Below are 20,303 nucleotides of genomic sequence, written 5' to 3' on the forward strand. Positions count from 1 at the left end.
GCGTCCCAGAAGTAGGAGAAAGCGATGGAAGCCAGGGCTCAGGCGCGGTTCGTCCGTGTCACGCCCCTCAAGGCCCGCCGCGTGGTGGACCTTATTCGCGGGCTGCCCGCTTCGGAGGCGCAGGCCGTGCTGCAGTTCGCTCCCCAGTCGGCGAGCGAGCCGATCTACAAGGTGCTCAGTTCCGCCATGGCGAACGCCGAGCACAACTTCGATCTCGATCCCAGCACGCTCGTCGTGAGCCGTGCGTGGGTCGACGAGGGCCCGACGCTGAAGCGGTTCCGCCCGCGTGCACAGGGTCGCGCCTATCGGATCAACAAGCGGACGAGCCACATCACCGTGATCGTGGAGTCCCGCGAGCCGAAGGGAAGGACCCGATAGTGGGCCAGAAGGTTAACCCGCACGGGTTCCGCCTCGGCATCACGACCGACTTCAAGAGCCGGTGGTACGCCGACAAGCTGTACAAGTCCTACGTCGCCGAGGACGTGGCGATCCGCCGCATGCTGCAGAAGGGCATGGAGCGGGCCGGCATTTCCAAGGTCGAGATCGAGCGCACGACGGACCGCGTCCAGGTGGACATCCACACCGCGCGTCCCGGCATCGTGATCGGCCGCCGCGGCGCCGAGGCCGACCGGATCCGTGGCGACCTGGAGAAGCTGACCAAGAAGCAGGTCCAGCTCAACATCCTCGAGGTCAAGAACCCGGAGATCGACGCGCAGCTCGTCGCGCAGGGCGTGGCCGAGCAGCTGTCGAGCCGTGTCTCGTTCCGCCGCGCCATGCGCAAGGCGATGCAGTCGGCCATGAAGTCCGGCGCCAAGGGCATCCGTGTCCAGTGCTCCGGCCGTCTGGGCGGCGCCGAGATGTCGCGGTCGGAGTTCTACCGCGAGGGCCGTGTGCCGCTGCACACGCTCCGCGCGGACATCGACTACGGCTTCTACGAGGCCCGTACGACCTTCGGCCGCATCGGCGTGAAGGTCTGGATCTACAAGGGCGAGGCTCCGACGAGCCGCGCCGAGCGTGAGGCGGCTGCCGCCGGCGCTCGTGCCGGCCAGCGTCGCGAGCGCGACGACCGTCGTGGTGGCGGCGGCGACCGTCCGCGTCGTGGTGGCGGCGACCGCCCCCGTCGTGGCGGCGGCCGTGGCGACCGCGCCCCCCGCAACGAGGCGGCCTCGCAGGCCGCCCCCGAGACCGGCCCGGCTGCGCAGCCGGGTGCTGAAGGGAGCTGACCATGCTGATCCCGCGCAGGGTCAAGCACCGCAAGCAGCACCGGCCTGACCGCAGCGGAGCCGCCAAGGGCGGCACCAGGGTCGTGTTCGGCGAGTTCGGCATTCAGGCTGTTGAGCACTCCTACGTGACCAACCGCCAGATCGAGTCGGCTCGTATCGCCATGACCCGGCACATCCGCCGTGGCGGCAAGGTGTGGATCAACATCTACCCCGACCGTCCACTCACGAAGAAGCCTGCCGAGACCCGCATGGGTTCCGGTAAGGGTTCGCCGGAGTGGTGGATCGCCAACGTCAAGCCCGGACGCGTGATGTTCGAGCTGTCCGGCGTGGCGGAGCCGATCGCTCGCGAGGCGCTTCAGCGTGCGATCCACAAGCTCCCGATGAAGTGCAAGATCGTTAAGCGTGAAGTGGGTGAGGCGTGATGGCTAAGGGCCTGACCGCCGGCGAGCTGCGGCTCGAGGACGAGGACACCCTCGTCCAGAAGCTGAAGGAGGCGAAGGAGGAGCTGTTCAACCTCCGCTTCCAGGCGGCGACCGGTCAGTTGGAGAGCCACGGGCGGCTGCGTGCCGTCCGCCGCGAGATCGCCCGTATCTACACCGTGATGCGCGAGCGCGAGCTGGGCATCGTCACGGTCGAGAAGGAGACGAGCGATGGCTGAGACCGAGACCACCGAGACCACCGAGACCACTGCGGCCGCCGAGAGCGGCGAGCAGCGGCACTTCCGCAAGGTCCGCGAGGGCCTCGTCGTCAGCGACAAGATGGACAAGACCGTCGTCGTCGCCGTCGAGGACCGCGTGAAGCACCGTCTGTACGGCAAGGTCATCCGCCGTACGACCAAGTACAAGGCGCACGACGAGGCCAACGCCTGCGGCGTCGGCGACCGCGTGCTGCTGATGGAGACCCGCCCCCTCTCCGCCACCAAGCGGTGGAGGGTCGTGGAGATCCTCGAGAAGGCCAAGTAGGCCCTCTCTGATACACCGCGCCTCGTGGGGGCTCTGAGAGCCCCCATGACGGCGTCCAAGGACGCGGGGCCTCACGGCCTCGCGTCGCCTGCGGTGCGGCGCCCTGCGGGGCGCTGTGGCCGTGGGAACAAGACAATGCCAGGTTCCGCCAGGCTCAGAAATGAGAACCGGCGCGACTAACAGGAGTAGACGTGATCCAGCAGGAGTCGCGGCTCAAGGTCGCCGACAACACGGGCGCGAAGGAGATCCTTTGCATCCGCGTTCTCGGTGGCTCGGGCCGACGCTACGCCGGTATCGGCGACATCATCGTCGCCACTGTCAAGGACGCGCTGCCGGGCAGCACGGGCGTCAAGAAGGGTGACGTGGTCAAGGCCGTCGTCGTCCGCACGGTCAAGGAGCGCCGCCGGCCCGACGGCTCCTACATCCGCTTCGACGAGAACGCCGCCGTCATCATCAAGGACAGCGGCGACCCTCGCGGCACTCGTATCTTCGGCCCGGTCGGCCGCGAGCTGCGCGACAAGAAGTTCATGCGCATCATCTCGCTCGCCCCGGAGGTGTTGTAAATGCCGAAGTCGCTGCACGTGCGCAAGGGTGACCTGGTCCAGGTCATCGCCGGCAAGGACAAGGGTGCCAAGGGTCGTGTAATCGCCACGCTGCCGCGCGAGGACCGCGTGGTGGTCGAGGGCGTCAACATGATCAAGAAGCACGCCAAGGAGACCCACCAGGGCCCGCGCGGCGCCAAGACCGGCGGCGTGCAGACCATGGAGGGCCCGATCCACGTCTCGAACGTGAAGAAGCTCAAGGACGACAAGCCCGCCGAGAAGAAGGCCGACGAGAAGGCCGACGAGACGGGTGAGGACAGCTGATGACTGCCACGACCACTGAGACCGAGCGCCCGACGCCGCGACTCAAGACGAAGTACCGCGAGGAGATCGCGGCGCAGCTTCGCGAGCAGTTCGGCATCGAGAACGTCATGCAGATCCCGGCCCTGACCAAGATCAAGGTCAACATGGGTGTGGGTGAGGCGGCTCGTGACTCCAAGCTCATCGAAGGTGCCGTCCGCGACCTCACCGCGATCACCGGCCAGAAGCCGGCCGTCGTCCGGGCGCGCAAGTCCATCGCGCAGTTCAAGCTGCGCGAGGGCATGCCGATCGGCGCGCACGTCACGCTGCGTGGCGACCGCATGTGGGAGTTCCTCGACCGGCTGCTGGCGCTGGCCCTGCCCCGTATCCGGGACTTCCGTGGCCTGTCGCCGAAGCAGTTCGACGGCAACGGCAACTACACGTTCGGTCTGACCGAGCAGGTCATGTTCCACGAGGTCGACCAGGACAAGGTCGACCGGCCGCGGGGCATGGACATCACGATCGTGACCACCGCGAAGAACGACGACCAGGGCCGGGCGCTGCTGAAGCTCCTCGGCTTCCCGTTCAAGGAGGCCTGATCCAATGGCGAAGAAGTCGCTGATCGCCAAGGCGGGGCGCAAGCAGAAGTTCGAGGTCCGGGCCTACACCCGTTGCTCGCGTTGTGGCCGGCCGCGCGCCGTCTACCGCAAGTTCGGGCTCTGCCGGGTGTGCTTCCGCGAGATGGCGCACCGGGGCGAGCTGCCCGGCATCACCAAGTCGAGCTGGTAGGTAACCTGGTGGGCGGCCCGAGTGCCGCCCATCGGGCACTCATATTTCAGTAGAAGAACAGGACGTCTCCCTCAGCGGGACGTTCGTGACCACGCCAAAGGTCCACCGGCAGAGCGCTGCTTCGCCGACTGGAAACCGTGGCGAGGAAGGCCACTGGCCATGACGATGACCGACCCGATCGCAGACATGCTCACGCGTCTGCGCAACGCGAATTCGGCGTACCACGACAGCGTGTCGATGCCGTACTCGAAGATCAAGGCGCACATCGCCGAGATCCTCCAGCAGGAGGGCTACATCCAGGCCTGGACCGTCGAAGACGCCAAGGTCGGAAAGAACCTCGTGGTGGAGCTCAAGTTCGGGCCTACCCGTGAGCGGTCGCTCGCGGGCCTGCGCCGGGTTTCCAAGCCCGGTCTGCGGGTTTATGCGAAGAAGGACAACCTGCCTCGAGTCCTGGGCGGACTGGGCGTCGCGATCATCTCGACGTCCCACGGCCTCATGACCGACAAGCAGGCCGGCAAGCGTGGTGTGGGCGGGGAAGTCCTCGCCTACGTCTGGTAGAGGGGAGGAACACAGCATGTCGAGAATCGGACGGCTGCCCATCCCTGTGCCGAGTGGCGTAGACATCGCGATCAACGGCCAGGATGTCCAGGTCAAGGGCCCGAAGGGCACGCTCACTCACACGGTCGCCGAGCCCATCAAGGTGGCTCGGGACGACGACGGCGCCATCGCCGTCACCCGGCCGAACGACGAGAACAAGGTCCGTGCGCTGCACGGCCTGTCCAGGACGCTGATCGCCAACATGGTGCAGGGCGTCACTCAGGGCTACTCCAAGAGCCTTGAGATCGTCGGCGTCGGTTACCGCGTTCAGGCCAAGGGCCCGACGCAGCTGGAGTTCTCGCTGGGCTTCAGCCACCCGGTCATCGTCGACGCCCCCGAGGGCGTCAGCTTCCGCGTCGAGAAGCCGACCCTGTTCCACGTGGACGGCATCGACAAGCAGAAGGTCGGCGAGGTCGCGGCCAACATCCGCAAGCTGCGCAAGCCTGACCCGTACAAGGGCAAGGGCGTGCGCTACCAGGGCGAACAGATCCGCCGCAAGGTCGGAAAGGCTGGTAAGTAGGCATGGCTCCGAAGGTTGCGTTCAGCAAGCACACGGCTGCCCGCACCGTTTCGCGGGCCCGCCGTCACCGCCGCGTCCGCAAGTTCGTCGTCGGTTCGGCCGAGCGTCCGCGCCTGGTCGTCAACCGCTCGACGCGTCACATGTTCGTCCAGATCGTGGACGACACCGTCGGCCACACGCTGGTGAGCGCGTCCACCATGGACCCCGCGCTGCGCTCGCTGGAGGCGGACAAGACGGAGAAGGCGAAGAAGGTCGGCGAGCTCCTCGCTCAGCGGGCCAAGGAAGCCGGGATCACCAAGGTCGTCTTCGACCGCGGTGGCAACCGCTACGCCGGCCGCATCGCGGCTCTGGCGGACAGTGCCCGCGAAGGCGGGCTCGAGTTCTGATGGCTACTGAGAAGAGGAACCACTGATGGCTGCAGCTCCGCGTCGCGGTGGCGGCACCGGTGGCGAGCGGCGGGACCGTCGTGACGATCGCCGCGGTGGCGCCGCCGACAAGGGCGTCTCGTACATCGAGCGCGTAGTGAAGATCAACCGAGTGGCCAAAGTCGTGAAGGGTGGTCGTCGCTTCAGCTTCACCGCCCTCGTCGTCGTCGGTGACGGCAACGGCCTGGTCGGCGTCGGCTATGGCAAGGCCAAGGAAGTCCCCGCGGCCATCGCCAAGGGTGTCGAAGAGGCGAAGAAGCACTTCTTCAAGGTGCCCAGGATCCAGGGCACGATCCCGCACACCGTGCAGGGCGAGGAGGCGGCCGGTGTCGTCTTCCTGCGTCCGGCCTCGGCCGGTACTGGCGTCATCGCCGGTGGCCCGGTGCGCGCGGTGCTGGAGTGCGCGGGCATCCACGACGTGCTGTCCAAGTCGCTCGGCTCCGACAACCCGATCAACATCGTGCACGCCACCGTGGCGGCTCTGAAGGGCCTCTCGCGCCCCGAGGAGATCGCCGCCCGCCGTGGCCTGCCGATCGAGGACGTGGCCCCGCCGGCCATGCTCAAGGCCCAGCGTGAGGGCCTGGCGGAGGCTGCGGCCGCGAAGGCGGTGAGCTAGTCATGGCACGCCTGAAGATCACTCAGGTTCGCTCGAAGATCGGTGGCAAGCAGAACCAGCGTGACTCGCTGCGTTCGCTTGGCCTGAAGCGAATCGGCGACGTCGTCGTCAAGGAGGACCGGCCCGAGATTCGCGGGATGGTCTCCGTGGTGACGCACCTCGTCGAGGTGGAAGAGGTCGACTAGTCATGACTGACAAGGCTCCGCTCAAGATTCACGACCTGCGTCCCGCCCCCGGCGCCAACAAGTCGAAGATCCGCAAGGGTCGCGGCGAGGCGTCGAAGGGCAAGACGGCCGGTCGCGGCACCAAGGGCTCGCACGCCCGTACGACGGTTCCCCTCGGCTTCGAGGGTGGCCAGGTGCCGCTGCAGAGGCGTCTGCCGAAGCTCAAGGGCTTCTCCAACGCCCTGTTCAAGACGACCTACCAGGTCGTCAACCTCGACAGGATCGGCGAGCTGTTCCCCGAGGGTGGCGAGGTCACCGTCGAGGGTCTGGTCGCCAAGGGTGCTGTTCGCAAGAACCAGCTCGTGAAGGTGCTCGGCACCGGCGAGATCTCGGTCGCGGTGAACGTGACGGCTCACGCCTTCTCGTCCTCCGCGAAGGAGAAGATCGCCGCCGCCGGTGGTTCCGTTACCGAGCTGTAGTAACGCTATGACGAGGCGTGGGGGCTTTGACAATGGGCCCCCACGCCCGTAGTGCGTTAGAGTTCGCGAGACGGCAGGCTTCTGTCCGGCTCGTTTGACATGAGACTTCAGATGGCAGATCCCCGCACCATCGCTTACTCACACCGCCGTAAAGGCGCGCAGGAGGGACCGTGCTGACCGCGTTTACCCGGGCGTTCCGGACACCGGACCTGCGCAAGAAGTTGCTCTTCACCCTGGGCATCATCGCGCTTTTCCGTCTCGGCTCGGTTCTTCCGACTCCGGGAGTCCACGTCCAGAACCTCGCCGCCTGTTTCGACCAGGCTCGGAGTGGCGACACCGGCAACATCTACGGGATGGTCCAGCTCTTCAGCGGCGGTGCGCTGCTGAAGCTTTCCGTGTTCGCGCTGGGCATCATGCCGTACATCACCGCGAGCATCATTCTCCAGCTGCTCGTCGTGGTCATTCCGCGACTCGAAGCGCTGAAGAAGGAAGGCCAATCCGGCCAGACCAAGATCACGCAGTATACGCGTTATCTGACCATCGGGCTCGCGGTCCTGCAGTCCACCGCCTTCATCGCGCTGGCCCGTACCGGCCAGCTTTTCCCGAACTGCCAGCAGGACGTCCTGCTCGACCCCGACAACATCTTCATGATCGTGACGATGGTGGTCATCATGACCGCCGGTACGTCGGTGATCATGTGGCTCGGTGAGCTCATCACCGACCGCGGTGTCGGCAACGGCATGTCCATCCTGATCTTCACGCAGGTCGTCGCGGTCTTCCCCTCCGAGCTGGCCAACATCTTCCAGGCGAACAAGTTCACCTTCGCGGTCGTCATGGTGGTCGGCATCTTTATGATCGCCGCGGTGGTCTTCGTCGAGCAGGCTCAGCGGCGCATCCCGGTGCAGTACGCCAAGCGCATGGTGGGCCGCAGGATGTACGGCGGCACGTCGACGTACATCCCGCTGAAGGTCAACCAGGCCGGCATCATCCCGGTGATCTTCGCCTCGTCCCTGCTCTACCTGCCGCAGCTCATCACGTCGCTCTTCCAGACCAGCGACAACGTGGTGATCACCTGGATCTCGCAGAACCTGGCCACGGGCGACACTCCCATCTACATGGCCACGTTCTTCCTGCTGATCATCTTCTTCACCTACTTCTACGTGTCGATTACGTTCAACCCCACTGAAGTCGCCGACAACATGAAGAAGTACGGTGGATTCATTCCGGGCATCCGCCCCGGCCGTCCGACGGCTGAATACCTGAACTTCGTGCTCACCCGTCTGACCGCGCCCGGCGCGCTCTATCTGGGTCTGATCTCCATGGTCCCGATCGTCGCGCTGGCGGTGGCCGGTGCGAGCCAGAACTTCCCGTTCGGAGGGACGAGCATTCTGATCATGGTAGGCGTCGGCCTGGACACGGTGAAGCAGATCGAGAGCCAGCTGCAGCAGCGTAATTACGAAGGTTTCCTGCGGTAGTGCGTCTCGTTCTGGTTGGGCCCCCTGGAGCGGGTAAGGGGACACAGGCCCAGTACATCGCATCGAACCTGTCCATCCCGAAGATCTCGACAGGTGACATCTTCCGTGCCAACGTCTCCGGCGGCACGGACCTCGGCAAGCTGGCCAAGACGTACATGGACCGTGGTGACCTGGTGCCCGACGAGGTCACCATCGCCATGGTCCGTGACCGTCTGTCTGAGGACGACGCGCAGGACGGGTTCCTGCTCGACGGCTTCCCGAGAAACGTCGCGCAGGCGGAGATCCTGCGCGACATGCTCAAGGACTGGGGCCAGGCGCTCGACCTCGTACTCGAGCTCGTGGTCGACGACGACGAGGTGGTCAGGCGGCTCGCCGGCCGGCGCACCTGCAGCCAGTGCGGTCGCATCTGGCACGTCGAGTTCGACGACAAGAAGGACGACAAGTGTGACGCGTGCGGGGGCGCGCTGTTCCAGCGGGACGACGACAAGGAGGAGACCGTCAGGCACCGCCTGGAGGTCTACCAGGAGCAGACGGCGCCGCTGGTCTCCTACTACGCCGACGAAGACATCCTGGTCGGCGTCGACGCGACAGGGCCGGTCGAGGAGGTCACTCAGCGGGCCATGGACGCGATCCGGCCGTTCCTGGGCTAGTCCAGTTACGACCGATTTGCGGAGGTGGCACGGGTTTCCGTGCCACCTCGCGGCTATTGTGGGGGGAATTGGGCCCCCACTGCGGCCCGTTGAGACCCAGGGGGGCAGAAGATGTTCAAACGCAACAGACACGGCATCCAGATCAAGTCGCCGGAGCAGCTCGAGAAGATGCGGGCCGCGGGCCTGGTGGTCGGGCGCACGCTCGACCTGCTCAAGCGCTCGGTCGAGCCCGGCATGACGCCGCTCGACCTCGACGTCATCGCCGAGAAGGCGATCAGGGACGAGGGCGCGATCCCGTCGTTCAAGGGTTACCAGGGCTTTCCCGCCACCATCTGCGCGTCGGTGAACGACGAGGTGGTGCACGGCATCCCGACGAACGCCCGCAAGCTGCGCGAAGGCGACATCATCTCGATCGACTGCGGCGCGATCCTGGAGGGCTGGCACGGCGACTCGGCCGTCACGGTCCCGGTCGGCGAGGTGGACCCGAAGCTGACCGAGCTGATGCGGGTCACGGAGGAGGCCATGTGGCGCGGTATCGCCGCGCTGAAGCCCGGCCGGCACCTGTCCGACATCGGGTACGAGGTCGAGCGCTACGTGAAGTCTCAGGGCCGCTACGGCATCCCCCCGGAGTACGGCGGCCACGGCATCGGCACCGAGATGCACATGGACCCGTGGATCGCCAACCACGGCAAGCCCGGCCGGGGACCGGCGCTGGAGGAGGGCATGTGCCTGGCCATCGAGCCCATGGTAAACCTGGGCACCGAGCGCACCCGCGTGCTGGCCGACGACTGGACCGTGGTGACGGTCGACGGGAAGCACTCCGCACACTTCGAACACAGCGTGGCCGTGACACATAATGGTCCTTGGGTGCTTACCGCCCTGGACGGGGGCGAATCGCGCCTGGCTCAACTTCAGCTCTAGCCGGGAGTGGTGGGATGGCGAAGAACAGCCCCGAGATGCGTGCCTCCGACGCCGACCGAGATCGGGTCGCCGCCATCCTCCGCGAGCACACGGCGCAGGGCCGCATCACGATGGACGAGTTCAACGAGCGGCTCGAGCACCTCTACCAGAGCAAGACCTACGGTGAGCTGGCCAAGCTGACGTCCGACCTGCCCGACGTGGACCTGCGCCACCTGCCGGTCAAGGCCGGCACGGCGGCCAAGCCGCAGCAGCAGGGCATGCACAGCGGCATGAAGGCGGCCTGGAGCGCCTGGGCGGCGGCCAGCGGCATCAACTGGGTGATCTGGCTGATCGTGAGCATCACGGCAGGCGACCTCATCTATCCCTGGCCGCTGTGGGTGATGGGCCCGTGGGGCGTGATCCTGCTGGTGAGCACCATCTTCGGCGACAACAAGCCGAAGCGTACCTAGGACTTTGTGCATTAGTGCACTGTGTGTATTCATGCGCAGTGCGGATATGTCCGGCTTCTTAACGTGAGCTGTGTCGGACCACGACTCACGGAGGAAACCACATGCGCAAGGTCCTTGCAGCCACCGCTCTCGCCGGCTCGATGGCGTTCGCCGGCCTCGTCGTCGCCCCCGCCGCGCAGGCCGCCACCTCGGCGCCCGTCAGCGCGACGCAGGCGTCCGGTTCCATGGGGAGCTGGGGCAAGTACTACTCCAGCAAGAAGAAGGCCTACACCTACGGCAAGACCTACAAGTCGGGCAAGAAGGTCTACACCCACTGGTACGGCAAGGAGTCATCGTCGAAGTACGGCTACGTCTGGTTCAAGTACTACTCCGGCGGCAAGTGGCACCAGTTCTACCGCCAGTGGAACGGCTCGCACCACGAGAAGTGGTCGGGCAAGGGGATCAAGAAGATCTACACCTGGACCTGCTGGGGCGGCAAGTACAAGTACTGCGGCTCGCAGCACCGCATCTACGGATAGACGTCAGCGGAAGGCCCGCCGGGAAAACTCCGGCGGGCCTTCCGCTGTGTGCGTCAGGCATGAGGGGCGGTGGGGTAGACTCACTCGTGGTTGTGTCAGGACACCTGGCACGCGTTTCGCGTTTTTGGCTCAGGTGTCGTACACTCCTTAGTCGGCTCACTATGACTATCACGCGTCGGCGATCGTTGCCGATCGCCGCTCTCTTCGAAGCGTGAAGGTCGCGGCTGCGTAGTGAACCGGAGCCTCAGACGACCGATCAGTGAAACGCGAGGAATTTTGGCCAAGAAAGACGGCGCCATCGAGATCGAGGGCACTGTGGTCGAATCGCTCCCGAACGCCATGTTCCGGGTGCAGCTCGACAACGGCCACAAAGTCCTGGCCCACATCAGCGGACGGATGCGGATGCACTACATCCGGATCCTCCCCGACGACCGGGTAGTCGTTGAACTGAGCCCCTACGACCTGAGTCGTGGGCGGATCGTCTACCGATACAAGTAAAAACGTCTGAGGACACGAAGGACAATGAAGGTAAAGCCGAGCGTCAAGAAGATCTGCGACAAGTGCAAGGTGATCCGCCGGCACGGTCGCGTCATGGTGATCTGCGACAACCTGCGCCACAAGCAGCGCCAGGGCTAGTCGCCGCAAGGCTTCTCCGAGTCCGCCCCGTCAGGGAGCGGGCTCGATCCATGAGGAGCCTGCAACAAGTAGTCACGTCTCACACCTGAAAAGGCGGCGGCATCCGCTGAACCGTTCAGGAGACCCCCGGTCGGAGGCCGGGGCCCTCACCCCGGGCATTGGGGAGGGGCAGTGCGGCGTAAGACCTCCGCCACAAAGAAGGAGAATGCCCGACCATGGCTCGCCTGGTTGGCGTCGACCTCCCCCGCGAAAAGCGGCTGGAGATCGCTCTCACCTACATCTACGGAATCGGCCGCACCCGCGCCCAGGAGATCCTCCAGGCCACCGGCGTGAGCGGCGACCTGCGCGTGCACCAGCTCTCCGACACCGAGCTCGTCCCGATGCGTGACTACATCGAGGCGAACTTCAAGATCGAGGGTGACCTGCGCCGCGAGGTCCAGGCCGACATTCGTCGCAAGATCGAGATCGGTTGCTACCAGGGCATCCGGCACCGCAAGGGCCTGCCGGTCCACGGTCAGCGCACGCAGACCAACGCGCGCACCCGTAAGGGCAAGAAGAAGACCGTCGCCGGCAAGAAGAAGCCCGGTAAGAAGTAGTCCCGCGCAGCCGCGGACCGAAGACCTCAGGAGTGAAGGCAAAGGATGCCTCCTAAGAGCCGCCAGGGTGCGCCGAAGAAGGTGCGCCGCAAGGAAAAGAAGAACGTCGCTCACGGGCACGCCCACATCAAGAGCACGTTCAACAACACGATCGTCTCGATCACCGACCCCAACGGGAACGTGATCTCCTGGGCCAGCGCCGGCCACGTGGGTTTCAAGGGCTCCCGCAAGTCCACCCCGTTCGCCGCCCAGATGGCCGCCGAGAACGCCGCCCGCCGCGCCATGGAGCACGGCATGCGCAAGGTCGACGTCTTCGTCAAGGGCCCCGGCTCCGGCCGTGAGACCGCGATCCGCTCGCTGCAGGCCACCGGCCTCGAAGTGGGCTCGATCCAGGACGTCACCCCGGTCCCGCACAACGGTTGCCGGCCGCCGAAGCGCCGCCGCGTCTGACTTAGCCCAGGAGATACAGAGAAATGGCTCGTTACACGGGCGCGGACTGCAAGCTCTGCCGTCGCGAGAAGACCAAGCTCTTCCTCAAGGGCAGCAAGTGCGAGTCCGCCAAGTGCCCCATCGAGATCCGTCCTTACCCGCCGGGTGAGCACGGCCGCGGACGCCCCAAGGAGTCCGAGTACCAGCTTCAGCTTCGCGAGAAGCAGAAGACCCGCCGCATCTACGGCGTCCTCGAGAAGCAGTTCGCGAACTACTACGAGGAAGCCACCCGCAAGACCGGCAAGACCGGTGAGGTGCTGCTCCAGATCCTGGAGAGCCGCCTCGACAACGTCGTCTACCGCGCCGGTTTCGCCCAGTCGCGCGACGCCGCTCGCCAGCAGGTCCGTCACGGGCACATCCTGGTGAACGGCAAGAAGGTCGACATCCCGTCGTACCGCGTGCGCGAGCACGACATCATCGAGGTCCGCGAGAACAAGCGCAACCTCCTGCCGTACGAGGTGGCCCGCGCCACCGCCGGCGAGCGCACCGTGCCCGCGTGGCTCGGTGTCGTGCCCGAGAAGCTCCGCGTCCTGGTTCACCAGCTGCCGGTCCGCCAGCAGATCGACACCCAGGTCCAGGAGCAGCTCATCGTCGAGCTCTACTCGAAGTAAGTAGTCACCGGTCAGGTCGGGGTGCGGCACGCCGCATCCCGACTAGGCTGTTTATCGGAGTGGCGTCATATAGCGGTCGCCACACGAAACAAGGGGAGACCCACACATGCTGATCGCTCAGCGTCCGACTCTTCTCGAAGAGTCGATCGACGAGACCCGGTCCCGGTTCGTCATCGAGCCGCTGGAGCCGGGCTTCGGCTACACCATCGGCAACTCTCTGCGCCGCACGCTGCTGTCGTCCATCCCGGGCGCGGCCGTGACGAGCATCCGCATCGAGGGCGTGCTGCACGAGTTCTCGACCGTTCCCGGGGTCAAGGAAGACGTCACCGACATCATCCTCAACCTCAAGGAGCTGGTCGTCTCCTCCGAGCACGACGAGCCGGTCGTGATGTACCTGCGCAAGCAGGGCCCGGGTGAGGTCACCGCCGCCGACATCGCGCCTCCGGCCGGTGTCGAGGTGCACAACCCCGAGCTGCGCATCGCCACGCTGAACGGCAAGGCGAAGCTGGAGATGGAGCTGACCGTCGAGCGCGGTCGCGGCTACGTCTCCGCGGCGCAGAACAAGCAGCCGGGTCAGGAGATCGGCCGGATCCCGATCGACTCGATCTACTCCCCGGTCCTCAAGGTCACCTACAAGGTCGAGGCGACCCGAGTCGAGCAGCGTACCGACTTCGACCGCCTCATCCTCGACGTCGAGACCAAGCCGGCGATGAAGCCCCGCGACGCGGTGGCCTCCGCCGGTAAGACCCTCGTCGAGCTCTTCGGCCTGGCCCGCGAGCTCAACGTCGAGGCCGAGGGCATCGACATCGGCCCGTCGCCGACCGACGCCGCCCTCGCCGCCGACCTGGCGCTGCCGATCGAGGAGCTGAACCTCACCGTCCGCTCCTACAACTGCCTCAAGCGCGAGGGCATCCACACCGTGGGTGAGCTCGTCGCCCGCAGCGAGCAGGACCTGCTCGACATCCGCAACTTCGGCGCCAAGTCGATCGAAGAGGTCAAGCAGAAGCTGCACGAGATGTCGCTGGCGCTCAAGGACTCCCCGCCCGGGTTCGACCCGAGCGCGGTGGCCGGCGGCGGCTACGACGACGACGACAGCGCGTACGTCGAGACCGAGCAGTACTGATTCCCAGCTAGCGCGGGCCCCCGACCCGGGGGCCTGGCGGCCCGACCCCGGTACCTGGTACGGCCGGGGCGGGTGAACTCCCAAGGAGAACTAACATGCCCAAGCCCACCAAGGGTGCACGTCTTGGCGGCAGCCCGGCGCACGAGCGGCTGATCCTGGCCAACCTGGCCACGGACCTGTTCCGCCACGGCAAGATCCGCACGACGGTCGCCAAGGCCAAGCGCCTGCGCCCGCTGGCGGAGCGCCTGATCACCAAGGCGAAGAAGGGCGACATCCACAACCGGCGTCAGGTCCTGACCGTCGTTCGGGACAAGGGCGTCGTGCACCACCTCTTCACCGAGCTCGCGGTGACGTTCGCCGAGCGTCCCGGTGGCTACACCCGCATCACCAAGATCGGTGCGCGTAAGGGCGACAACGCCCCGATGGCGGTCATCGAGCTGGTGACCGAGCCGCTGAACGGCGTCACGACCCGCCGCACCGAGGCCCCGGCCGCCGCTCCGGCTGCCGCCCCGGCCGAGGAGGAGACCAAGGCCGAGGCCCCCGAGGCCGCCGCCGACGAGGAGACCAAGGCGGAGGCCGCCGAGGGCGCCGAGGCTCCTGAGGCGAAGAAGGACGAGGCCTGATCTTTCAGGCTGGATGAGACGGGCCCGGATCCCCTTGCGGGGGTTCGGGCCCTTTTCCATAGGTGAGGGAGAACCATCGTGGTACGGCTCCGCCTCGATCTCGCGTACGACGGGACCGGCTTCTCCGGATGGGCCAGGCAGCCGGGGCTGCGCACGGTCCAGGGGGAGATCGAGCTGGCGCTCGGCCGGATCCTGCGGCTCGACGGGCCCGCCATGCTGACCGTGGCCGGGCGTACCGACGCCGGGGTGCACGCGCGGGGGCAGGTGGCCCACGTGGACGTGCCGGAGGCGGCGCTGGGGGAGCTCGACGGGAACCGCGGGCCCCTGGGCGTCGATGAGCGGCTCGCTGCGCTCGTGAGACGGCTCGGTGGGGTCCTGGAGCCAGATGTGCGCATTTATCGCGTCTCGGTGGCTCCTGAGGGCTTTGACGCACGGTTCTCCGCGATGTTCCGGCGGTACGCGTACCGGGTGAGCGATGCTCCTGGCGGCGTCGACCCGCTGCGGCGGCGCGAGGTGGTCTGGCACAACCGGCCCCTGGACCTCGGGGCGATGAACGCGGCCGCGTCGCGGCTGATCGGCGAGCACGACTTCGCGGCGTTCTGCAAGAAGCGCGAGGGGGCCACGACGATCAGAGAGCTGCAGCGGCTGGACTGGGCCCGCCTGCCTGACGGGGTGCTGGAGGCCACGGTGGTGGCCGACGCGTTCTGCCACTCGATGGTGCGGGCGCTGGTCGGGTCGCTGCTGGCGGCCGGTGACGGGCGGCGGCCCGTGGAGTGGCCCGGGCAGGTGCTGACGGCGGCCGTACGGGACTCCGGGGTGCACGTCGCGCCCGCGCACGGGCTGTGCCTGGAAGAGGTCGGGTACCCGCCGGAGCCGGAGCTCGCCGCGCGGGCGCTGGCCACGCGGCGAGTGCGGACGGCGGCCTCACCCCTTGGTGATGCGGCGCTCGAGCACGAGTGAGGTCAGGTCCCGGAACGCCCCGCTGACCTTGGGCAACGTCTTGTCCTTGGCCTCCGGCGTGTGGCCGTCGGCGTGGGTGGCGTAGCTGAAGACGATGTAGCGGCCCCAGACCAGGCCCGCCGCGTACCCGCCCGCGATGTGCACGCGCTCGCCGCCGGAGTCCTCCGGGCCGGGGAGCGGGCGGAACCAGATGTTACGGGAGAGGTTCTTCGCCTGGTCGGCGGTGGTGGCGGCGTTCCTGTCAGGCAGCACGGCGATGCCGGTGGTGACGGCGTAGCGGCGCTTGCTGTCGACGTACGTGGCCCTCAGGACCCGGCTGCACTTCTGCTCCTTCAGCGCGTCGGCGAACTCGCCCGTGGCGGCCTTCTCGCAGGTCGTCTCCATGTCGGCCTTGACCCTGGTGAACGTGGTGCCCGCCGCGCCGACCTTCTTCTTCGGGAACGCCTCCGACAGCGACAGCTTCTGCGGGTCGGTCTGCTCCGAATTGAGTATCGACGTGCCGGCGCCTTCCGCGGGCGGGGACTGCTCGGCGATGGTCGGTGGCGGGGTGGAGCGGGCCGCGGCCGTCGTGGGCGGGGCGCCGCTCACGGCCTGAATGGCGAAGAAGCCGCCCGTCGCCACGCCCGCCAGGGCCAGCGCGCCCAGCGTCACCAGCAAGGCCCGCTTGCTCTTCGCCGGTGGTGGGGGTGGGGGCGGGGTCTGGAACGGGGGCTGCTTGAACGCGCCCGGCGGGAAGGCCGGGCCGCCTGCCGGGGGCCTGGGCACGTCCAACGACGTGGACGGGCGCTGGCCCCAGGTGTCTCTGGAGAACGGGAGCTCGGGCAGTTTGTCACCGGAGGGGGGTGTGGGGGGCCAGACGGGTACGTCGCCAGGCTCAGGTGGGCGGATGGACGGATTCGCGGCGGTGGCGTCGTGGCCGGCCGCGTTCGGGTCGAAGTAGTGGGCCGGGCCCTGGTCGCCGGGGTGCTCTTCCGTCGTTGCCACGGGGGCCGCGAGGGGCGGGGGCTGGCCGCCCGGGACGGTCGGGAAGGGCAGGGCCAGCCGGGTGTCGTCCGGCTCGAGGTCGTTCTGCCGGGCGGGGGCGGGCTGGTCCTGGCCGGGGCGAGGGGGTTCCTGGCCGGGGGCCGGGTGGACGTTGCCAGGCGTGCCGTCCTGGTCGGGTCCGGGGTGGGCGGCGCCTGGTGTGGCGTCTTGGCCGGGCCTGGGGTGGGCGGCGTTCGGTGTGGCGTCTTGGCCGGGCCTCGGGTGGACGTCGCCCGGTGTGGCGTCTTGGCCGGGCCACGGGTGGACGTCGCCCGGCTCGCCGGATCGGTCCGGCTGCGGGTGCACGCCGTCAGGGGGCGTGGTGGCGTCATCCGGTCCCGAGCTGGTGGTGACGTGGCCGGGGCGGGGGCCGGCGGGGTTCGTGGCGTCCTGCTCGGTGGGCGCGGGCGTGCCCTGGGCCGAGTGGTGGGCGGTGTCCCGCTTCGCGGCCTCGGGGTCGAAGTAGTGGGCCGGGTGGGCGAAACCCTCGGGGTTGGTGGCGTTCGCGTCGAAGGGCGGGGGGAGGCTCGGCTCGTCGGGCTCGGCCTCCAGCTCGCCCGTGGCGGCCGGCCAGGGTGGCATGGCGTGCGGGTCGGAGACGGGGGCCGGCCAGGCCGGCATGCCCGCCGCGGCGGCCGTGAACGCGGGCGGCGGCTCCCAGGGCGGCGCGCCCGGCACCACCGGCTCCACCGGCCACCGGCTCGTGTTCCGGCCGGGCTCGTTCTCCGGCTGGTCCCAGGGGCGGATGTCCTGGATGCGGCCCGGGCGGGTCCGGTCGTCGTCCGCCTGCCACGGGTGGTCGGACTCGGGCGTGCCGAAGGGGGTGAAACCGGTCGGGGGCGCGGCGAACGGCTGCTGGTACGCGGGCGGGGTGAAGGGCGGGTGGGCAGGAGCCTCGTGGGCGGCCTGCGTGCCGAAGGGCTGGTCGGCGGGCGCATCCTGGGCCGCTCGCGGGTGGAAGGGCTGGTCCGGCTGGGCGGCCTGCGTGCTGTGGTGCTGGTCCGGCTGGGTGGCGGACGGGGGGTGGGGGGCGGATGGCGCTGGGCCGGGCTGTTGCGGGTCGAACGCGTGCTGGTCGGCGGGTGGCGCGCCGAGGGGCGCGTGGTCGCCTGGCGGCACGCCGAAGGGCGCGTGGTCGGCGGGTGGTTCCCAGCCCGGCTGTTGCTGCGCGAAGGCGTGATGGCCGGCGGGTGGCTCCCGGTCCGGCTGCCGGCCGAAGGCGTGCTGGTCGGCCTGCGGCGAGCCGGAGGGCCCGTGGTCGGGGTGGATGGGGTCGGAGAACCAGTCGTACGGGGCGGCGTCGTCGCCCGGCACCTCCCACGGCTGGGCGCCGGGCGACGTCTCCTCATCGGAGATCGGCCCTTGCAGGACGGGTGGGACGGGACGCGCCCCGGCGTCCGCCGCCTCGTCGGATGGGGTGAACGCCGCTGGAACGTCTTGCCCGTTGGTCTGGCCGAAGCTCGGCGGTGGCGTCGCGGGGACGGCCGAGCGGTCGGCGTCCCTGCGATCGTGCTCAGACCCGGGTTCCTGGCCACGCATAGCTGGAGCCTAGCGAGAGTAGCGAGATCGTTATGTCGGTATGGGCGTTCCCGAAGGCATCACGAGTCCCCTACAGGCGCATATGCCCCACAAAGACCGCTCAGCTCAGCGCGCTGCCGGTGAGTGCCCGATGGTCCAGGGCCTGGAACACGGTGGCCTTGGTGATGTCGTTGATGGCCTCGGAGATCCGCTTCGACCCCTTCGAGTCGGGCTTCGTGCCGTCCTTGTTCTGGAACCAGACCAAGATCGCATAGTGCCCGAACGTCGAGACCTTCGCGCCGCCGGCGCCCGAGCCGAGGAGCTTCGTGACGCTGTCCTTGCCCGCCAGCGGCTTGACGTAGTTCTCGTCGTTGCCGCTCTTGGCCACCTTGCTCGCGTTCTTGCTCGTGCTGAGGTTGGCCACCCCGATCGTGCCGATCACCTTGCCGGCCTTGTCACGGAAGCTCGCGCGCAGGAACTGGTTGCACTTGGCGGACTTGAGCGCCTTCTTGAGGCCATCGCCCAGGGCGCCGTCGTCGCACTTCTTGTCCTTGCTGGTGACCGTCATCTCGTAGCCGCGGCCCGAGACCGTGAACTTCTTCTTCGAACCGAAGAACTCCTTCACCGAGATCGCGTCGGGGTCGGTCTCGCGGTCGGCGGCGAACCCGTACCTGCCGGGCGGGGCCGACGGCAGCGGCGCCGAGGTCTGCCTGGGGGCGGCGGTCTCGGCGGAGGTGGGGGTCTCGGCGTTCCACATCAGGTAGAGGCCGCCGCCGAGCAGGCCGAGCACCACCACGCCGCCGATCGTGGCCAGCAGCGGGCCGCGCGAGCGGGTGCCCTCGTCGTACGGGCTCCAGCCGACTCGGCTCTGGGGGCTCCGGGAGGTGTCGTCCTTGTCGCTCTTGCCGGTGTCGTCGTCGGAGGCCTTGCGGTCCTTGCGGGAACGGCGGCCCTTGCCGGGCGCGAACGCGTCGTCGCCGGGGTCGTCGGTGGCGAAGGGGTCCTTGCCGCGGGTGCCGGGCCCGCTGTCCTCGGAGTCGGCCGCGCGCTTTCCGCGGCGACCTGGGCCCCGTCCGTCAGGGCGTCCGTCAGGGCGTCCGTCAGGGCCGGGAGCGCCGGGGCCGCCGCCAGGGCCTTGCCCGCCCGGGCCTGGGCCACCGGGGCCGCCGGGCGCGGGGCCGTTCGGCCCGCCGCCGCCGAAGGGGCCGCCGGAGAAGGGGTCGCCGCCGAACGGGTCGGCGCCGAAGAAGCCGCCGCCGGGCTGCGGGCCACTCGGAGGGCCGCCGGAGGGCCTGTCGCCGCCGGGACCTTGCGCGCCCGGGCCGGGGCCACCGGGGCCACCGGGGCCACCGCCGCCGGGCCCCCCGGGACCGCCGGTGCCACGGGGGCCGGGACCGCCGCCAGGGCCACCACCGCCGCCAGGGCCACTGCCGCCAGGGGTGCCGCTAGGCCCGCCGCCGCCGAAGGGGCCGCCGCCTCCATGGCCGCCACTGCCAGGGCCGCCACTGCCATGGCCCCCGCCGGGGCCGTTGTTGCCGGGGCCTCCACCGGGTCCGCCGGGGCCGCCCCCCGGGCCGCCGCTCATGAAGAGGCTGCCCTGCTCGCCGGTTCCCGGGCCGCCCGGGCGTGCGCCGCCCGCCGGCCCGCCGCCTGCGGGGCCGCCGCCTGCGGGACCTGCGGGGCCGCCCTCTGACGGGCCGCCCCTGGTGAAGAAGCTGCCGGAGGGTCCGCCGAAGCCGCCGGGCCCGCTGTCGAAGGGGTCACGCGGCCTGCTGCCGAAGGGGTCGGTGGATCCGCCCCCGGAAGGGCCGTCGTTCGCGGGGTTGCCGCTGGTGAAGAAGCCGCCGGAGGATCCGTTGCCGGAGGAGGCGTCGTTCGCCGGGCCGCCGTTGGTGAAGAAGCCGCCGGACGATCCGTTGCCCGAGGGGCCGTCGTTCGCCGGGCCGCGACTGGTGAAGAAGCCGCCGGACGATGCGTTGCCCGAGGGGCCGTCGTTCATGAAGGAACCGCCGGCAGGACCGCCGTCAGCGGGACCACCACCGAAGGGGGCACCGTCTGCGGGAGAGCCGCCCCTGGGAGCGCCGCCCGGACCCT

At 68.5% G+C, this 20,303-nt stretch carries 30 protein-coding genes; 28 read left to right on the top strand and 2 right to left on the bottom strand.

Translation table 11 applies throughout. The features are described from left to right. The first annotated feature begins 24 nt into the window (after positions 1 to 24). The 28 genes from rplV (at position 25) to truA (ending at position 15,668) form a co-directional block, all read left to right on the top strand. Complete coding sequence (gene rplV, locus AB0I79_RS43450) at positions 25 to 378, top strand: 50S ribosomal protein L22 (protein ID WP_103960883.1); 354 nt, start codon at positions 25 to 27, stop codon at positions 376 to 378. After that, positions 378 to 1,223 (top strand): 30S ribosomal protein S3, encoded by an 846-nt coding sequence (rpsC, locus tag AB0I79_RS43455; RefSeq protein WP_080043234.1) that lies wholly within the window; start codon positions 378 to 380, stop codon positions 1,221 to 1,223. The genes rplV and rpsC overlap by 1 nt, the downstream gene beginning before the upstream one ends. A gap of 2 nt (positions 1,224 to 1,225) precedes the next feature. Next, on the top strand, positions 1,226 to 1,645 hold the full coding sequence (gene rplP / locus AB0I79_RS43460; RefSeq protein ID WP_080043233.1) for a 50S ribosomal protein L16: 420 nt from the start codon (positions 1,226 to 1,228) through the stop codon (positions 1,643 to 1,645). Continuing rightward, a complete protein-coding gene (gene rpmC / locus AB0I79_RS43465) occupies positions 1,645 to 1,881 on the top strand; it encodes a 50S ribosomal protein L29 (RefSeq protein ID WP_106253417.1) in 237 nt (78 codons plus the stop codon). Before rplP ends, rpmC begins: the two co-directional genes overlap by 1 nt. Next, positions 1,874 to 2,185 (top strand): 30S ribosomal protein S17, encoded by a 312-nt coding sequence (rpsQ, locus tag AB0I79_RS43470; protein ID WP_357886229.1) that lies wholly within the window; start codon positions 1,874 to 1,876, stop codon positions 2,183 to 2,185. The genes rpmC and rpsQ overlap by 8 nt, the downstream gene beginning before the upstream one ends. 191 nt (positions 2,186 to 2,376) lie before the next feature. Further along, positions 2,377 to 2,748, top strand: coding sequence for a 50S ribosomal protein L14 (gene rplN / locus AB0I79_RS43475; RefSeq protein WP_090769698.1), 372 nt, complete (start codon positions 2,377 to 2,379; stop codon positions 2,746 to 2,748). Positions 2,749 to 2,760: 12 nt separating this feature from the next. Continuing rightward, a complete protein-coding gene (gene rplX, locus AB0I79_RS43480) occupies positions 2,761 to 3,051 on the top strand; it encodes a 50S ribosomal protein L24 (RefSeq protein WP_357886457.1) in 291 nt (96 codons plus the stop codon). Next, positions 3,051 to 3,626, top strand: a complete 576-nt coding sequence (gene rplE, locus AB0I79_RS43485; protein ID WP_043623458.1) for a 50S ribosomal protein L5 — start codon at positions 3,051 to 3,053, stop codon at positions 3,624 to 3,626. The genes rplX and rplE overlap by 1 nt, the downstream gene beginning before the upstream one ends. 4 nt (positions 3,627 to 3,630) lie before the next feature. After that, positions 3,631 to 3,816: a type Z 30S ribosomal protein S14 gene (locus tag AB0I79_RS43490; RefSeq protein WP_020542298.1), complete on the top strand. Its 186-nt coding sequence runs from the start codon at positions 3,631 to 3,633 to the stop codon at positions 3,814 to 3,816. A gap of 159 nt (positions 3,817 to 3,975) precedes the next feature. Continuing rightward, positions 3,976 to 4,374: a 30S ribosomal protein S8 gene (rpsH, locus tag AB0I79_RS43495; RefSeq protein ID WP_020542297.1), complete on the top strand. Its 399-nt coding sequence runs from the start codon at positions 3,976 to 3,978 to the stop codon at positions 4,372 to 4,374. Positions 4,375 to 4,390: 16 nt separating this feature from the next. Next, positions 4,391 to 4,933 carry a 50S ribosomal protein L6 gene (gene rplF, locus AB0I79_RS43500; protein ID WP_357886231.1) on the top strand — a complete coding sequence of 181 codons (543 nt, stop codon included), beginning with the start codon at positions 4,391 to 4,393 and terminating at the stop codon, positions 4,931 to 4,933. 2 nt (positions 4,934 to 4,935) lie between these two features. Then, complete coding sequence (gene rplR / locus AB0I79_RS43505) at positions 4,936 to 5,319, top strand: 50S ribosomal protein L18 (protein WP_357886233.1); 384 nt, start codon at positions 4,936 to 4,938, stop codon at positions 5,317 to 5,319. Positions 5,320 to 5,344: 25 nt separating this feature from the next. Continuing rightward, positions 5,345 to 5,974 (top strand): 30S ribosomal protein S5, encoded by a 630-nt coding sequence (gene rpsE / locus AB0I79_RS43510; protein WP_043623468.1) that lies wholly within the window; start codon positions 5,345 to 5,347, stop codon positions 5,972 to 5,974. A 2-nt stretch (positions 5,975 to 5,976) separates the two neighbouring features. Beyond that, positions 5,977 to 6,159 carry a 50S ribosomal protein L30 gene (gene rpmD / locus AB0I79_RS43515; RefSeq protein ID WP_080043226.1) on the top strand — a complete coding sequence of 61 codons (183 nt, stop codon included), beginning with the start codon at positions 5,977 to 5,979 and terminating at the stop codon, positions 6,157 to 6,159. Between the two features lie 2 nt (positions 6,160 to 6,161). Next, complete coding sequence (gene rplO, locus AB0I79_RS43520; protein ID WP_185110302.1) at positions 6,162 to 6,617, top strand: 50S ribosomal protein L15; 456 nt, start codon at positions 6,162 to 6,164, stop codon at positions 6,615 to 6,617. A 170-nt stretch (positions 6,618 to 6,787) separates the two neighbouring features. Next, positions 6,788 to 8,092 (top strand): preprotein translocase subunit SecY, encoded by a 1,305-nt coding sequence (gene secY / locus AB0I79_RS43525; RefSeq protein ID WP_357886235.1) that lies wholly within the window; start codon positions 6,788 to 6,790, stop codon positions 8,090 to 8,092. Beyond that, entirely contained in the window at positions 8,092 to 8,742 is a 651-nt protein-coding gene (locus AB0I79_RS43530; RefSeq protein ID WP_185110300.1) for an adenylate kinase, read from the top strand. The genes secY and AB0I79_RS43530 overlap by 1 nt, the downstream gene beginning before the upstream one ends. 111 nt (positions 8,743 to 8,853) lie before the next feature. After that, positions 8,854 to 9,663: a type I methionyl aminopeptidase gene (gene map / locus AB0I79_RS43535; protein WP_357886237.1), complete on the top strand. Its 810-nt coding sequence runs from the start codon at positions 8,854 to 8,856 to the stop codon at positions 9,661 to 9,663. Between the two features lie 14 nt (positions 9,664 to 9,677). Beyond that, positions 9,678 to 10,112 carry a DUF1707 domain-containing protein gene (locus AB0I79_RS43540; RefSeq protein ID WP_357886239.1) on the top strand — a complete coding sequence of 145 codons (435 nt, stop codon included), beginning with the start codon at positions 9,678 to 9,680 and terminating at the stop codon, positions 10,110 to 10,112. Between the two features lie 101 nt (positions 10,113 to 10,213). Beyond that, positions 10,214 to 10,630 carry a hypothetical protein gene (locus AB0I79_RS43545; protein WP_357886241.1) on the top strand — a complete coding sequence of 139 codons (417 nt, stop codon included), beginning with the start codon at positions 10,214 to 10,216 and terminating at the stop codon, positions 10,628 to 10,630. A 276-nt stretch (positions 10,631 to 10,906) separates the two neighbouring features. Next, positions 10,907 to 11,128: a translation initiation factor IF-1 gene (gene infA / locus AB0I79_RS43550; RefSeq protein WP_012887858.1), complete on the top strand. Its 222-nt coding sequence runs from the start codon at positions 10,907 to 10,909 to the stop codon at positions 11,126 to 11,128. Between the two features lie 24 nt (positions 11,129 to 11,152). Beyond that, positions 11,153 to 11,266 (top strand): 50S ribosomal protein L36, encoded by a 114-nt coding sequence (gene rpmJ / locus AB0I79_RS43555; protein WP_003956441.1) that lies wholly within the window; start codon positions 11,153 to 11,155, stop codon positions 11,264 to 11,266. A 215-nt stretch (positions 11,267 to 11,481) separates the two neighbouring features. After that, the gene (rpsM, locus tag AB0I79_RS43560) at positions 11,482 to 11,862 is read left to right on the top strand and encodes a 30S ribosomal protein S13 (RefSeq protein ID WP_125644650.1); all 381 of its coding nucleotides are present in this window, start codon (positions 11,482 to 11,484) and stop codon (positions 11,860 to 11,862) included. Between the two features lie 45 nt (positions 11,863 to 11,907). Then, a complete protein-coding gene (gene rpsK / locus AB0I79_RS43565; RefSeq protein WP_020542285.1) occupies positions 11,908 to 12,312 on the top strand; it encodes a 30S ribosomal protein S11 in 405 nt (134 codons plus the stop codon). Between the two features lie 23 nt (positions 12,313 to 12,335). Beyond that, positions 12,336 to 12,962, top strand: a complete 627-nt coding sequence (rpsD, locus tag AB0I79_RS43570) for a 30S ribosomal protein S4 (RefSeq protein WP_357886243.1) — start codon at positions 12,336 to 12,338, stop codon at positions 12,960 to 12,962. Positions 12,963 to 13,068: 106 nt separating this feature from the next. Then, positions 13,069 to 14,085 (top strand): DNA-directed RNA polymerase subunit alpha, encoded by a 1,017-nt coding sequence (locus AB0I79_RS43575; RefSeq protein WP_043623495.1) that lies wholly within the window; start codon positions 13,069 to 13,071, stop codon positions 14,083 to 14,085. 95 nt (positions 14,086 to 14,180) lie between these two features. Continuing rightward, positions 14,181 to 14,708: a 50S ribosomal protein L17 gene (gene rplQ / locus AB0I79_RS43580; RefSeq protein ID WP_357886245.1), complete on the top strand. Its 528-nt coding sequence runs from the start codon at positions 14,181 to 14,183 to the stop codon at positions 14,706 to 14,708. A gap of 78 nt (positions 14,709 to 14,786) precedes the next feature. Beyond that, on the top strand, positions 14,787 to 15,668 hold the full coding sequence (gene truA, locus AB0I79_RS43585) for a tRNA pseudouridine(38-40) synthase TruA (RefSeq protein WP_357886247.1): 882 nt from the start codon (positions 14,787 to 14,789) through the stop codon (positions 15,666 to 15,668). On the opposite strand, the gene AB0I79_RS43590 is transcribed toward truA, so the two are convergent. Then, positions 15,633 to 18,230 (bottom strand): hypothetical protein, encoded by a 2,598-nt coding sequence (locus AB0I79_RS43590; protein ID WP_357886249.1) that lies wholly within the window; start codon positions 18,228 to 18,230, stop codon positions 15,633 to 15,635. The genes truA and AB0I79_RS43590 overlap by 36 nt on opposite strands. A gap of 100 nt (positions 18,231 to 18,330) precedes the next feature. Continuing rightward, positions 18,331 to 20,208 carry a hypothetical protein gene (locus AB0I79_RS43595; RefSeq protein WP_357886251.1) on the bottom strand — a complete coding sequence of 626 codons (1,878 nt, stop codon included), beginning with the start codon at positions 20,206 to 20,208 and terminating at the stop codon, positions 18,331 to 18,333. Positions 20,209 to 20,303 lie beyond the last annotated feature (95 nt).

Source organism: Nonomuraea sp. NPDC050202 (genome assembly GCF_040656115.1).
Classification (GTDB): domain Bacteria; phylum Actinomycetota; class Actinomycetes; order Streptosporangiales; family Streptosporangiaceae; genus Nonomuraea.

Excerpts from the sequence above, each read along its gene's own strand:
- rplV (WP_103960883.1), top strand. The coding sequence starts at position 25 with ATGGAAGCCAGGGCTCAGGCGCGGTTCGTCCGTGTCACGCCCCTCAAG.
- rplP (WP_080043233.1), top strand. The coding sequence starts at position 1,226 with ATGCTGATCCCGCGCAGGGTCAAGCACCGCAAGCAGCACCGGCCTGAC.
- rpmC (WP_106253417.1), top strand. The coding sequence starts at position 1,645 with ATGGCTAAGGGCCTGACCGCCGGCGAGCTGCGGCTCGAGGACGAGGAC.
- rpsQ (WP_357886229.1), top strand. The coding sequence starts at position 1,874 with ATGGCTGAGACCGAGACCACCGAGACCACCGAGACCACTGCGGCCGCC.
- rplE (WP_043623458.1), top strand. The coding sequence starts at position 3,051 with ATGACTGCCACGACCACTGAGACCGAGCGCCCGACGCCGCGACTCAAG.
- AB0I79_RS43490 (WP_020542298.1), top strand. The coding sequence starts at position 3,631 with ATGGCGAAGAAGTCGCTGATCGCCAAGGCGGGGCGCAAGCAGAAGTTC.
- rpsH (WP_020542297.1), top strand. The coding sequence starts at position 3,976 with ATGACGATGACCGACCCGATCGCAGACATGCTCACGCGTCTGCGCAAC.
- rplF (WP_357886231.1), top strand. The coding sequence starts at position 4,391 with ATGTCGAGAATCGGACGGCTGCCCATCCCTGTGCCGAGTGGCGTAGAC.
- rplR (WP_357886233.1), top strand. The coding sequence starts at position 4,936 with ATGGCTCCGAAGGTTGCGTTCAGCAAGCACACGGCTGCCCGCACCGTT.
- rpsE (WP_043623468.1), top strand. The coding sequence starts at position 5,345 with ATGGCTGCAGCTCCGCGTCGCGGTGGCGGCACCGGTGGCGAGCGGCGG.
- rpmD (WP_080043226.1), top strand. The coding sequence starts at position 5,977 with ATGGCACGCCTGAAGATCACTCAGGTTCGCTCGAAGATCGGTGGCAAG.
- rplO (WP_185110302.1), top strand. The coding sequence starts at position 6,162 with ATGACTGACAAGGCTCCGCTCAAGATTCACGACCTGCGTCCCGCCCCC.
- map (WP_357886237.1), top strand. The coding sequence starts at position 8,854 with ATGTTCAAACGCAACAGACACGGCATCCAGATCAAGTCGCCGGAGCAG.
- AB0I79_RS43540 (WP_357886239.1), top strand. The coding sequence starts at position 9,678 with ATGGCGAAGAACAGCCCCGAGATGCGTGCCTCCGACGCCGACCGAGAT.
- AB0I79_RS43545 (WP_357886241.1), top strand. The coding sequence starts at position 10,214 with ATGCGCAAGGTCCTTGCAGCCACCGCTCTCGCCGGCTCGATGGCGTTC.
- rpmJ (WP_003956441.1), top strand. The coding sequence starts at position 11,153 with ATGAAGGTAAAGCCGAGCGTCAAGAAGATCTGCGACAAGTGCAAGGTG.
- rpsM (WP_125644650.1), top strand. The coding sequence starts at position 11,482 with ATGGCTCGCCTGGTTGGCGTCGACCTCCCCCGCGAAAAGCGGCTGGAG.
- rpsK (WP_020542285.1), top strand. The coding sequence starts at position 11,908 with ATGCCTCCTAAGAGCCGCCAGGGTGCGCCGAAGAAGGTGCGCCGCAAG.
- rpsD (WP_357886243.1), top strand. The coding sequence starts at position 12,336 with ATGGCTCGTTACACGGGCGCGGACTGCAAGCTCTGCCGTCGCGAGAAG.
- AB0I79_RS43575 (WP_043623495.1), top strand. The coding sequence starts at position 13,069 with ATGCTGATCGCTCAGCGTCCGACTCTTCTCGAAGAGTCGATCGACGAG.
- rplQ (WP_357886245.1), top strand. The coding sequence starts at position 14,181 with ATGCCCAAGCCCACCAAGGGTGCACGTCTTGGCGGCAGCCCGGCGCAC.
- AB0I79_RS43590 (WP_357886249.1), bottom strand. The coding sequence starts at position 18,230 with ATGCGTGGCCAGGAACCCGGGTCTGAGCACGATCGCAGGGACGCCGAC.
- AB0I79_RS43595 (WP_357886251.1), bottom strand. The coding sequence starts at position 20,208 with ATGAACGACGGCCCCTCGGGCAACGCATCGTCCGGCGGCTTCTTCACC.